Origin of the sequence: Microcoleus sp. AT3-D2 (assembly GCF_036705715.1) — a bacterium.
GTDB lineage: Bacteria > Cyanobacteriota > Cyanobacteriia > Cyanobacteriales > Microcoleaceae > Microcoleus.
In genome coordinates, this window is sequence record NZ_JAUBVE010000030.1 from 55,929 (window position 1) to 69,036 (window position 13,108).

Below are 13,108 nucleotides of genomic sequence, written 5' to 3' on the forward strand. Positions count from 1 at the left end.
TTGGCTATTTTAGCGAGATACCCAACTTTTTCAAGAAGTTAGGTATCTAGTATCTAATATATTTTCGTTCTTCCTTCTTCCTTCAATATCTGCTATATCTTGCCATTCCTGAGCCGAAAGTGACTGCACTTTCAAATCAATTTCAAAACAGCGACAAGCGACCGCACTCAAAACATCAATTACAGTGGCAATCAAATCATCTCCCCCTTCAGATAGAGGTAATTGCACAGGAATTAATTCCTCCCCAAACACTTGAGAAAACAAACGAACATCCGGCTGCAAACGCATCGAACCGTGCTGCAAAATAGCATTACCCCGTCGTAATTGCGCGCTACCAATTAACTTGCAGCCCTCAAGTGTAACTAAATCCGCACCCGTCGCAGTACCAAAACAATTCGGATTGTGAATATAACCCCTTCCCGCTTCCCCGTATTGCAAATCCAAACCCATCGCCCTCCAACCCTCAATCAAAAACTGGCAAATAGTCTGATAAGCTTTCATACGGCTGCTTCCAAATCCCGACGCCACAACTGCATAAGTTAAATCCCCTTGATGCAACACTGCGCGCCCGCCGCTGGACCTCCTCACCAACTCCACAGGCATTCCCCGCCAAGACAACTGCTGCCAAAACTCCGGCCATCGGCGCTGGTGGTAGCCCAAGGAAATCGCCGCCGGTTGCCAGGTGTAAAATCGCAGAGTTGGCGGATGTTTGCCCGCTAGATGCTGTTCCAGTAGCCATTGGTCGATCGCCATCTGCACGCTACCAGACGCCGACAACAGTGGAATTAAACGCCATACAGAATTAGCCATCAGTCCCCAGTCCTGAGTTTGCACTCAATAATTCACAGAATGTTTTAAAATTAGTAACAGTTTTTTGGGCCTGTCTTGTCAGTTGGTGCAAGTTTTACCGAGCCGGTGCTTTAGAAATAAATAGAAAAAATAATCGCAGAACCATGAGCAACAGTGTAATTGTCATTAACGACGAAAAATTTGAAACAGAAGTCCTGAAAGCAGAGCAACCAGTGCTTGCCTATTTTTGGGCGAGTTGGTGCGGGCCTTGCAAACTGATCGCGCCTTCGGTAGACTGGGTGGCGGCTAACTACAGCGATCGACTGAAAGTCGTTAAAATGGAAATTGACCCCAATCCTAATACTGTCAAGCAGTATAAAGTAGAAGGAGTTCCAGCTCTCAGGCTGTTTAAAAATGCCGAAGTAGTGCTGTCTCACGAGGGAGCTATTACTAAACAAACTTTGGTCGGTTTGCTCGACGCTCACTTATAAAGTTTGGAAATGATTCGGGAGTTTCCAACTCCCAACTTACAACTATATAAATCGCAAATATTTTTGTAACATCTCTCTTTTCTCCTCGATATTCCTCTCTAACTCTGCGCCCTCTGCGCTCTCTGCGGTTACTAAAAAAAATACAAAGTCAATAAAAATGCCATATAAAAAATAATTTAGCTCAGATAAAAATATTCCTTAAAATTCCACAAAACTATAGAAAATATGCAATTTGCTAAACGTTTAGAACCACTGCAATTTAATGTATTTGCCGATATGGATCGGGCAAAAGCTCAAGCTAGAGCAGCGGGGCAGAATGTGATTGACTTGTCTCTGGGTTCTTCTGATTTGCCGGCGGCGGCTCACATTACAGATGCGATCGCACATTCTCTGTCCGACACCAGCACCCACGGCTATTTGCTATTTAACGGCACAAGAGATTTTCGGGAAGCAGCAGCTATTTGGTACGAGCAAAAATTTGGAATTGCAGTCAATCCAGAAACAGAAGTGCTGCCGTTAATTGGTTCCCAAGAAGGCACGGCGCATATGCCTTTAGCTGTACTCAACCCTGGAGATTTTGCTTTGTTGCTCGATCCGGGCTATCCTTCCCACGCGGGCGGTGTGCATTTGGCTGGTGGTCAAATTTATCCGATGCCGATATTAGCAGAAAATGCGTTTTTGCCGATATTTGAAGATATTCCGGCAGCAGTGCTGGCTGAGTCAAAGATGATGGTTTTGAGCTATCCTCACAATCCTACAACTGCGATCGCCCCGGTTGCTTTTTTTGAAAAAGCTGTGGCTTTTTGTCGAGAACATCGGCTGGTTTTAGTGCACGATTTCCCTTATGTGGATTTGGTGTTTGACGATCGCAATTCTGCAATTGAGGCGACTGGTAACGAGGAAGAATATCGAAAATTGATGGCGCCGTCAATATTTCAGGCCGATCGAGATAAGAGTGTGGCGATCGAGTTTTTTACACTATCCAAATCCTACAGTATGGGAGGTTTTCGAGTCGGATATGCGATCGGCAATTCCGAACTAATTGCAGCGCTGCGACAGGTAAAAGCCGCAGTGGACTTCAACCAATACCGAGGGATTTTGAACGGAGCGATATCCGCATTAACCGGCCCCCAAGATACCGTCAGAACCAGCGTAGAAACCTTCAGAAAACGGCGGGATGCCTTTGTAAACGCGCTACAGGGCATCGGCTGGCAAGTACCCGTACCCCCTGCCACCATGTACGTCTGGGCGAAACTGCCGGAACCTTGGGCGCAAGATTCCGTGAAATTTTGCACTCAGCTAGTACAGAGTACAGGAGTCGCAGCTTCCCCCGGTGCCGGTTTCGGGAAATCAGGAGAAGGCTACGTGCGATTTGCCTTAGTCGAGTCGCCAGCAATTTTGGAAACAGCAGTTAGAAAAATTGCTGAGTTTCTAAATAGAGCTATTTAATCTGTCTCAACTTAACCCGAAACACCCTCGTGATATCGTTTCCGGTTGCATCGGAATAATAAAATCTAGTCAACAGTTAACACTCAACCATTCAGTTTTTCGACCCGCCCGTCAACAGTCAACAGTCAACAGTCAACAATTATTCCAGTTGCACCGGAATTGATATGAGACTTAAGCCCACCAGACTTGAGCTTTGAGGCAGGGGTTAAAACCCCTGCCGGACTGGGGTTTTGACGTTTTTGGGCACATGATGAAGGGCACGGCGTCTAAGTGCTTACCCCTAGCTCAAGATGGATGCAATTGCTAAAATAGTGTGATTTCTACCTAAAGGAATAGATATTTGCACGCAGTATCTGTCACAATTTCTTTTAAGAAATGTTAACGGGAGACATCTTCGGAATTACCAGTTCCGCTCACCCACTCTAAAAATCCTTGAAGTGAATTCTGTCGGGGTAGCGATTGTTCCGTAGCGGCTAGCGCACACCCGAAAAAGACCACACTCCCCAAAATTGCAATCAGCGGAAAAGGCTTGCCCAGCCCAAAGTCCCGCTGAAGGCGAGCTAACGGTCTGCTCTCGCGCCTCAGCATCTTTCCCACCGTCAGTTGTTTGAGACTAAAAGGATCGCGCACAAAATGACCGCTCCAGCTAATTACCATATGAGAATGGCAGTGGGGACAAGTGAATAGTCCACTGACCATCCCGACTGGGCCTACGACGCTGGAACGGTTGCAGATCGGGCAAGTGACAGAATGAGTGTTATAGGTGGGAGCGTTCATAACTGTTTTTCTTGAGTAAAAAAAACTAACAAGTAATTGGGAGCCTGTGTTAACGCCAAAGGTATAGACCTTGAGAGGCACTTTTCCTTAATTCCTAGTTTACCGCTCCGATCGGGTCGATCGGAGCTCACTGCTTCGGAAAACCTTCAAATTGCCAATCTCGCAGCGAGTGCAAGTCGGGAGCACAGGTGAGATTATATTGCAAGGGAGTTACGGTTATTCTGTTGTCGCGAATAGCTTGTACGTCTGTAGGAATATCATGCGGCACCGCCGAATCGGCGATTTCTTCTACATCTTCTAACAATTCCCCAGCCAGCCAATAATAAGTTTTGCCGCGCGGATCGGTGCGCTTTTGAAATATGTCGAAATAGCGGCGAATGCCTTGACGGGCGATCGCAACTCCGGTAATTTCTGCTTGTGAGACTGCCGGTATGTTGACATTCAACAGCATCGGTTTCGCCATTGGCTGTTTTTCCAACTGTGCCAGCAAGGTGACAGCGAAATCCACCGCCGGCCCAAATTCCTGCGAAGTAAAGCTCGCGAGGCTAAAAGCAATGCTGGGAATGCCTTCCATAATTCCTTCCATTGCTGCCGAAACCGTACCCGAACAGATGATATCCGTGCCTAAATTGGGCCCGTGGTTGATACCGGAAAGAACAAAATCCGGCGGTTTGTCAAGTAAAGCCCACAAAGCGAGTTTTACGCAGTCGGCGGGAGTACCCGAACAGGCCCAAGCTTGAACTGCGGGATCAAAAATAGATTCGACAATTTCGGCGCGGATGGGTTGGTGCAAGGTAAGGCCGTGGCCGGTAGCGGAGCGCTCTCTGTCGGGACAAACTACACTCACGTCGTGGCCAGCGGTGGCGAGAGCGTTGGCGAGGCTGCGGATGCCTTGTGCAAAGATGCCGTCGTCGTTGCTAATTAAAAGTTTCATTGAAATTTTTATAGGCCTTATAACAATACTAAACTAGATTCAACTAGGGCGATCGCTCTAACATCGAATTACCTATTACAAATTATCCGTAACTGCCGAAAATCTAAAAGCTAAAATCTAAAATCTAAAATCAACAAGACTGTCGAGCCAAAATTGCGCTAAACTCAACTTGGCCCAAAACTGCCATCAATCTAAAATCTAAAATCTAAAATCTAAAATCAAAATGACTGTCCAGCTAAGCGACATTGAAACTCAACTAGAAACCCTCGGTCAAGAGTCCAAAAGTGCGATCGCCACCGCCAATACCCTCGAACAACTCGAACAGTTGCGCGTCGGCTACCTCGGCAAAAAAGGCCAACTCTCTCAAATTTTAGGCATGATGGGCAAACTGTCGCCAGACCAGCGACCCAAAGTAGGTGCGATCGCCAATACAGTCAAAGAAGCCCTGCAAGCCGATTTAGAAGACAAGCGCGCCGCCCTCCAAACCGCCCAAATCCAAGCCAAATTAGCCTCAGAAACCATTGATGTGACCATGCCGGGGATTTTTCGCCCCCAAGGCCGCGTTCACCCCTTAAACGCCGTCATAGACCGCGCTCTCGATATCTTTGTCGGCCTCGGATACACCGTCGCCAACGGCCCGGAAATGGAAACAGATTATTACAACTTCGAGGCGCTGAACACCCCGCCAGACCACCCAGCGCGGGATATGCAAGATACATTTTACCTACCAGGCGGCGACTTGCTGCGTACTCAGACATCATCAGTGCAAATTCGCTACATGGAACAGCACAAACCGCCGATTCGGATTGTCTCTCCCGGCCGCGTTTACCGCCGCGATACTGTTGATGCTACTCACGCAGCAGTCTTTCACCAAATTGAGCTTTTAGCAATTGGTGAAGGTCTGACATTTACTGACTTGAAAGGCACAATTAAAGAGTTTTTGCGGCAAATGTTCGGGCAAGATTTGCCTATTCGTTTCCGCACAAGTTACTTTCCGTTTACCGAACCTTCTGCCGAAGTTGATTTGCAGTGGAACGGCAAATGGCTGGAAGTTTTGGGCTGCGGAACGGTCGATCCTAACGTTCTTAAAGGAGTCGGTTTAGACCCAGAAAAATATACTGGGTTTGCGGCCGGTTTTGGGGTCGAGCGGTTCGCAATGGTACTTTATGAAATCGACGACATTCGCCGCGTCTATGCTAGCGACTTGCGCTTTTTGAGGCAATTTTAAAGCATGGTTTGGGGTTAGTTCTACAAACCCTCTAGAGATTTTGTTTAAGCTACATCAATTTTGCAGTTTCAAGTAAGTAAGTACAAATAAACATTACTTGGGGAGAGGGCGGGTTCTGCAACGATCGACTCGCCCTTACTGTAGATAAGCCCTAAAGCCGCCCCTACAAGCCCCTGCAAGATATTATTGTTTTTTTGCGCTTACCTACTTATTTATTGTCTACTTGCCAAAAACACCCTTGATGCTGTCAACAGCGCTCTCGACAGCATTCTTGGTATTATCTACAGCTTCCTGAGTCCGAGCTGAATCTTCCGATGCTCTTTTCTCAATTGTGGCCGCATCTTTCTTAGCTTTGCGCTCTACTACACTACCATCCTCCGATGCTCGATCGACTTTAGCAGCATTTGTCTTGGCAGTTTCCTTAACTTTATCTTCTGTATCTCGGATGAAGTTCTTGGCTCGTCCAGCATCTTTGCTGGCTTTTTCTTGAACCACATCGCCCGCATCTGCTGCTGCGATCAAGTTTACAGCAGGAGATGCCATTGCTGCGGTGTTCGAGAAGAACGCACCAGACCACACGAAGGCCATCGCTGACACGCAAAGCACAGTTGCAGCCATCCAGCGCCCGACAGTCGAAAGCCGTTTCGTAAAAGAATTCAGTTTCATACAATACACAATCAGATATGACATTCTATTTCTACTCGATCAGAGCGATCGGCTGAACCGTTCTCTAGAGAGAGGTTATCCGCCGATCAACGGTTAAAAAAACTCCCTCTTTTGATAGATGGAAGCAAGGAATGTCAGTCAATTTTAGATTTTAGATTTTAGATTTTAGATTTTAGATTTGACTCCACAACCGCCATTTGGGAGCTTGAACTTTGGTGAGTCGATAGTAAATTTTAGGTTAAAGATTAAACAATTGATTAAGGAAAGTCAGTCAATTTTAGATTTTAGATTTTAGATTTTAGATTTTAGAGTTGACTCCGCAACCGCCATTTGGAATCTTGAACTTTGGTGAGTGGATTGTAAATTTTAGATTAAAGATTAAACAATTGATATCGATTCCGGTGCAACCGGAATCGATATGAAACAGCCTTGGGGCGGGTGGGTGAAGGTACTTCACTCAGTTGAAATCGGCTGTATTTACGAATAGGTTGTTTCCGAGATTGTGTGTGGGATATCAACATATAATACTTAACAAACAACTAATGACTAATCACAATTTAGTAAAAAAGTCAATACCGTTTCATCAATTCCCTTTAGTTTCAAAGGCTTATATTTAACAATGCGATTTTCCTCAACATAATCTGCCACCGCCGCCGAAATTAGCACCGTGTTTGGTTCCGTCACCTCTTGCAAGCGGGCGGCAATATTCACGCTCGGCCCGATCGCAGTATAATCCGATCGATCAGGGCCGCCAAACATCCCCACCACCGCAGTACCCTGGTGAATTCCGCAGCGAAACCGCACCGGAGGCACGCCATTTTCCCCAACAATTCCCTGCTCCAACCAGCCGTTGTTAAGCTCCTTCAGAGCTCGCAGCATTTGTCCCGCAGCAGCCACAGCGCGGCGTACTTGCTCATTAGGCGTGAGTTCCTCCGGCGCGCCAAAGAAAGCCATTACCGCATCTCCAACAAACTTGTCCACCGTACCGCCGCTGTCAAAAATAGCCTTAGTCATTGCCGCCAAATATTCATTCAACAGCTCAGCTACCCGGCGCGAGCGCAGCGTATTTGCCATTTGAGTAAAACCGACAATATCGCTAAACAAAATAGTAATCAATCGCGGTTCCGGGCGCAAATCCAAGGCCAAATCTCCAGCCGCTGCGGCTTTCACCATCGCCGGCGGCAAAAATCGGCGCAGCACCGACTCAGTTAAATAACTGTTCAACTGCTGCACTCGGCGCTCGTTTTGTTTGAGGGCGATCAAATTCCGCACTTCCGCCAACAATTCTCGATCATTAAAAGGCTTAGACAAATAAGCATCGGCACCCCGTTCTACTCCTTCAATTCGAGTATCTTCGTCGGCTTTAGCAGTCAGCAAAATTGCCGGAGTTCCCTGCAATTCCTCATCCTCTCGAATCATGCGAATCAAATCCAAGCCCGAAATCAAAGGCATCATCAAATCCGTTATAATTAAATTAGGGCGACGTTTTTTCGCCACTGCAAATCCTTCTTTTCCGTTGCGGGCCAGCAAAACTGCAAAGCCGGAATCTCGGAGAATTGCCGACACATAAAAGCGCAAATCTGGATTGTCGTCAACCACCAAAACCGTTCCCACTGCTGTTTCTGATTTGATTGGTTGGAGCGCCTCAAAGTTATGATTTTCAGCCTCATTTTCCGATAAATCCGCTTCCACATCTGCCAGTTCCACCGCAGCTTTCGATGAGTGAAACTCCGCAGGTATTTCTAGTACCTGTTCCGGGGGCAAGTGAGTCGAACCAAAGTGCAGCCAAACGGTAAAAGTAGTACCTTCTCCGTAAACTGACTCAACTGAAACTTGACCGCCGTGGAGTTCGACTAATTCTTTGACAAGTGCCAAACCTAAACCGCTGCCTTCATAGGAACGGCTAGCTGAACCTTCTGCTTGGTGAAACCGCTCGAATAAATAGGGAATTTGTTCGGTGCGAATGCCGATCCCCGTGTCTTTTACTTGCAACAAGCAGTGAGCGCCGGCAGATTCAACTTTCAGGGTGATAGTTCCGCCTTCTGGGGTGAATTTAACAGCATTTGATAGCAGGTTGTAAATAACTTTGTCAAATCTTTCCAGATCCAAATAAAGTAAAGGACATTCTTGCAGTTGGGTAATTAAGTGCAGTCCTTTTTTCTCGCAGTAGGCGCGGAACGACTCTGCGGTAGAGTAACAGAAACCGACCAAATCGCAGGGGCGGAAACTCGGCTGCATCCGTCCGGCATCGAGCCGCTGCAAGTCCAGCAGTTGATTTACCAAGCGCAGGAGGCGGCGGGAATTACGCAAAGCGATTACGGCTTGTTCGTAGGGTAAGTCTTCTTTACGCCTGCAAGCTGATTCCAGAGGGCCGATAGTTAAAGTTAGAGGCGTGCGGAACTCGTGGGAGATATTTTGGAAAAATTCGGTTTTGAGCCGATCGGCTTCCAGAAGCCGTTCTGCCTGCTGTCTGGTAGTCTGGTAGAGGCGCGACTGCTGCACGGCCAGAGCAGCTTGAGTTGCGACTATTTGAGCCAGATCAATGTCTGAGATGTTCCAGCGGCGGATGCTGCGATTTTGGCGCAGGGAAATGCTGCCGATGATTTTGCCTTCTGAGAGTAAGGGAACGACTAACAGGGCGCGGGCTGGCGATCGAACTTGCAGTTCTGTAACATTTAACTCGGGGTGTTCGTCGAGATCTTCGATCGCCACCGGCTCTTTTGATACCATAACTTGCAGCAACACCGGATTGCCCCGAATCGGCACCAAAGACTGTGGCAAAGAAGGATGGGCAAAAACCCAGGCGCGAGTGTTAGCAGCATCGTCCGAAGCCGTCTCGTAGCCCAGAGAGTTCGCAACTACCTCTGGATTGTCAATAAAACCCTGTTCTACAGCCACGGTATCCCTCTCTGTGTCGTATAGCCCCACGCATTGGACGTATTCATCGTCTTCTGTCCACAGAGATAGGGCGCAGCCGTCAACTTGCAAAGCTTGGCCGAGTTGTTGAGTAATGGCTGCAAAAATATTTTGGGGATCGAGACTCGATCGAATTGCCGTAGTAATAGTATTGACTAAGGCCTCGCGCTTAGCCAGCGCCCGCACCTGTTCATAAGCCCGGGCTTGAGAAAGCGCCAAAGCCGCTTGGTCTGCCACCGTAATTACCAACTGTACCTCGTGGTCTTGCCACTGGCGCGGTTCCTCAAACTGGTGCAGCGCCAAGACTGCCATCAGTTCCACTTTGTAAAACAGCGGTACGATCAAGCTCGATCGAATATTTGCAGCTTCGTAAGCCTGCTGTCGTTGCTGATTATCCCAGTTTAAAACTCGATCGTCAGTTTGGGCATCTTGAATCACCTCCACATCCAGAGTTTCCCAAACCAAATCCGGCAGTAAATCGGGAGAGAGTTCGGCAGCAGAAGCATCTCCTGGTATCGATTCCTCATCGCCCCGCAGCTCTTTAGTTTCTGCCTTCTGGTAAACGAACCACTCATCGGCCACCCGGCCGTCTTGGAACGGGCGCAGCAGACAGCAACTCACCTCAAACATCTGCCCGACAGTTTCCACAATTCTTTGCAGCATTTGCTGGTAATTGGGAGCCGATCGGATAGTATTGGTAACGGCATAAAGCAGCGATTCTTGGCTCAAAGCACGGCGCAGTTCATTGGTGCGCGTTTTCAGAAGATTGTGAGTCTCAACAGCTTGACTGACAAGATTTATCAGCTCTTGAGCATCCCAAGGCTTGGTAACGTATTTGAATACTTTGCCAGCGTTAATAGCTTCAACTAAATCTTCAACATCCGTATAGCCAGTTAAAATAATTCGGATCACGTCGGGGTATTGAGCCGCCGTCAGGCTTAGAAACTCCGTACCGCTCATTTTTGGCATTCGCTGGTCGGAGATAATCACTGCTACTTCTCCTTCTTTTGCCAAAATTTCGAGAGCAGCGGGGCCAGATTCGGCTCTGAGCACTTTGTAGTCTCGATGGAAGGTGCGGTAAAGCAAGTCGAGGTTATCTGGCTCGTCATCGACGATCAGAATTTTTAGCTTAGGATTTTCTTGGGAATTCATGCACCGTTCTCCTGTGCCCCGGGGCTGTTCAATTTAATAAGTCTGATTAAAGGAAGAATTTGCCGATTTAAATTGCTGAAGTCATACCATTTTCGATTTTCAATTTTCAATTTTCGATTACGAATGACTGATGACATAAGGGTTGGGAGTTTGCTTAGAGTGCCATTATTTTGGGAAAAGGATATCACAATAATTCGTGGATATGAAGTTGTTGTGAGTAGGCCGAGGCAAGCATCAACCTTTATTTTTGATGTCTGGGTTTTCAATTCGGAATTCTTCTGAGCCACAGTTACCTGTCGTGCACCCCAATTTTATTATTTAATGATATTCACATAAACTCGTCTCCCGATAATTTTCTTTCACCCCTTACCTTTATGCAGCAGGAGATCAAACACAAATCTGGCAATTTTAACTGCCGTCTGGATATCTCAGAATACATAGGAATAACCGTCCTGATTGTGAGTTGATTTGCCAAAATTATGTTTGATCCAGGCTCCTGGGACTGTTTTATTTGGTATGTGAAAGCTGCTCGCAGAAAGATATAATAGACAACCAACTTCTTCGCCTGTGTTTTTTTCCCACAAATAACAGCAACTTTAACAGTCAGCCAAGGATAGCGACCACAATCCGGCGCCGAGCCCCTGACTGATATTCGGGGTGGCCCACAGACCACACAGGTGTCTGTGGGAGTGACGCAATTGCTGTACCATTTTAGTTAGACTTCCACTTTTTTCCCCGAGCTCGGCATTTTTTGTGCGTTCAGCAGACCAACGCCCAAGCCAATTACTGCGCCGAAACACCGCAAGCTCGAGCATCCATCTGTTAATCTTAGCTAGGGATGTACTCTGTGGAAACCGGTCAGTCGATTTTAGATTTTAGATTTTAGATTTTAGATTTACTCCACAGATGAATCGCGGAGCTTGAACTAGGGTCTAAAATTTTGATCTCTCCACGTGGAGTGTTGGTGGCTTGTATCGGTTTTTGGGTAGGGTCAATCAGCTCGATCGAGGTTTTGAAGGTCTCGCGCGCAGCAGAGTATCGAACCGACGGGGAAAACCCCAGCAGACAGTTTCCAGGCATCCAAATTTAAATTGGAGGTGGGAAAAGTACCCCCTAGCTCAACAGGTAAGGCCGGTTCGATGGGGGATGGGCGATGGATAGCCCAGAACTGCTGAAAGCTGGGTTGCCAGGCCCGGAGGCGGCGGGGAACATCCGACGCGCGATCGTGCCCGGTGTTAGTATGGTCAGCCGTTGAGTTTTTCAACTACCGCTTGACGGATAAATTATATTCGATCGGGTATTTCCGTAAGCAGAGAGCGGTAGGATTCCGGGAACCTGACGTTAAAACCTTTGTGATTGTTTTTAATACCTTGCCCGCTAAGCTGTCGCGCATTTAATTTGTAAGCTACTGTTTACTTAAACTCTTATGATGCCGGCCGAAAACCAGGGATCAAGCTTCCATTTAAAGGCTAAATAGCTTATCCACAAATTTAGTATTAGGGGATGAGTTTTATTTTTTTCCTAACTAGAGTATTAAATGCTAAAAATATTCCATTTACCTCAAATACTACTTAAAGTCAAGGAGCAAAAAATGTAATTTAATGTGGCTAATAAACTATGCCTATAAGTTACGTTATAACATCAGTATAACATCAGTGAATTTTCTAAGAGGGTAGCTTAGAAACCCGCGTAAAAAAATTAATATAGTGGCCTGGCATTGTGAATCCTTCATTTTTTTCCTCACCATCTCACCAACAACAAACTCCCGGACTTTCTGGTTTTTCGATTCGGGTCGCTGCGCCCAACGACTTAACGCAGCTAGCTGATATTTTAGCCATGAGCTTTCACTCCCGTGAGGGGTTTGTAGAATGGGTGTATCCAGTGTTGCGTTTGGGCATTTACGAAGATTTAAAAAATCGACTGCGTTCTAAGGCAGAACATTACATTTGTCTAGTTGCTGAGCTAGTCTCGCGCGAGGAGGGAACGCAGAATTATCGATCGCACCGAGCTCAGCGCATTGCAGGAACAGTAGAAATGGCTTTGCGTTCTCGCTTTCCTTGGCAAATCCCTAGTTCTGACTATCCTTATTTGTCGAATTTAGCCGTTCACCCGGAGTACCGGCGGCAAGGGGTTGCTCAACAATTGCTCAGCAACTGCGAGGAGACAGCCAGAGAATGGGGATTTTCTGAGATTTACCTCCACGTTCTGGAAAATAATCACCCGGCGCGACAGTTGTACTATCAGGCCGGCTATCGCTTGCAACAGGTGGATTGGAATTGGACTGGTTGGCTGTTCGGCCAGCCGCGCCGGCTGTTTTTACGTAAGCAGATTTCGCTATCCTAAGCTAAGTATTGGAATTGATTATGGGGAATTGGGGCTTCGCCAATAAAAAGGAAAAAATAGCTATCCGTGTATCTCTTCTTTCCTTCTATTGTGAATCAATGGAATGGGAATGGGGAATTAGTGATAAATCTTAGTTGGCTCTTAAGCCCGATCGCAAAACACAATAAAATTAGTGGCTAGTAAAAACTTGAGCTACCAACCCTTGTGTACCTGGGAACACCTGAAAAACCCTACAAAGTTCTATCAACTCCGGTAGCCTCGTCGGGCGTAAAAACCAGTCAATAATCCAGGGCTATTTCATTCTAAACAGCTTCTTCAAAACGTCTAGACCATAGCCCGCGAGCCGTTGTGCCTGTGCCATAT

General features: G+C 46.9%; 9 protein-coding genes. 4 read left to right on the forward strand and 5 right to left on the reverse strand.

The features are described from left to right. Positions 1-30: 30 nt before the first annotated feature. On the reverse strand, positions 31-810 hold the full coding sequence (locus QUB44_RS14920) for a biotin/lipoate A/B protein ligase family protein (RefSeq protein ID WP_333368719.1): 780 nt from the start codon (positions 808-810) through the stop codon (positions 31-33). Positions 811-953: 143 nt separating this feature from the next. On the opposite strand from QUB44_RS14920, the gene QUB44_RS14925 reads away from it, so the two are divergent. Together QUB44_RS14925 and QUB44_RS14930 are read left to right on the forward strand one after the other, a co-directional pair. Beyond that, positions 954-1,280 carry a thioredoxin family protein gene (locus tag QUB44_RS14925; protein WP_015177073.1) on the forward strand — a complete coding sequence of 109 codons (327 nt, stop codon included), beginning with the start codon at positions 954-956 and terminating at the stop codon, positions 1,278-1,280. Positions 1,281-1,505: 225 nt separating this feature from the next. Then, positions 1,506-2,729, forward strand: a complete 1,224-nt coding sequence (locus QUB44_RS14930) for an LL-diaminopimelate aminotransferase (RefSeq protein ID WP_333368722.1) — start codon at positions 1,506-1,508, stop codon at positions 2,727-2,729. Positions 2,730-3,107: 378 nt separating this feature from the next. Here the strand turns inward: QUB44_RS14930 and QUB44_RS14935 are convergent, their stop codons facing one another. Further along, positions 3,108-3,506, reverse strand: a complete 399-nt coding sequence (locus QUB44_RS14935) for a hypothetical protein (RefSeq protein ID WP_333165051.1) — start codon at positions 3,504-3,506, stop codon at positions 3,108-3,110. 127 nt (positions 3,507-3,633) lie between these two features. Continuing rightward, entirely contained in the window at positions 3,634-4,440 is an 807-nt protein-coding gene (surE, locus tag QUB44_RS14940) for a 5'/3'-nucleotidase SurE (RefSeq protein WP_333165053.1), read from the reverse strand. Between the two features lie 223 nt (positions 4,441-4,663). On the opposite strand from surE, the gene pheS reads away from it, so the two are divergent. Beyond that, on the forward strand, positions 4,664-5,668 hold the full coding sequence (pheS, locus tag QUB44_RS14945) for a phenylalanine--tRNA ligase subunit alpha (protein WP_333134526.1): 1,005 nt from the start codon (positions 4,664-4,666) through the stop codon (positions 5,666-5,668). A 219-nt stretch (positions 5,669-5,887) separates the two neighbouring features. Here the strand turns inward: pheS and QUB44_RS14950 are convergent, their stop codons facing one another. Then, positions 5,888-6,334, reverse strand: coding sequence for a hypothetical protein (locus QUB44_RS14950; RefSeq protein ID WP_333368725.1), 447 nt, complete (start codon positions 6,332-6,334; stop codon positions 5,888-5,890). A 546-nt stretch (positions 6,335-6,880) separates the two neighbouring features. After that, positions 6,881-10,402: a response regulator gene (locus tag QUB44_RS14955; RefSeq protein WP_333165060.1), complete on the reverse strand. Its 3,522-nt coding sequence runs from the start codon at positions 10,400-10,402 to the stop codon at positions 6,881-6,883. A 1,719-nt stretch (positions 10,403-12,121) separates the two neighbouring features. Between QUB44_RS14955 and QUB44_RS14960 the strand changes: the two genes are divergently transcribed. Next, positions 12,122-12,745, forward strand: coding sequence for a GNAT family N-acetyltransferase (locus tag QUB44_RS14960; protein ID WP_333368728.1), 624 nt, complete (start codon positions 12,122-12,124; stop codon positions 12,743-12,745). The last annotated feature ends 363 nt before the right edge of the window (positions 12,746-13,108 follow it).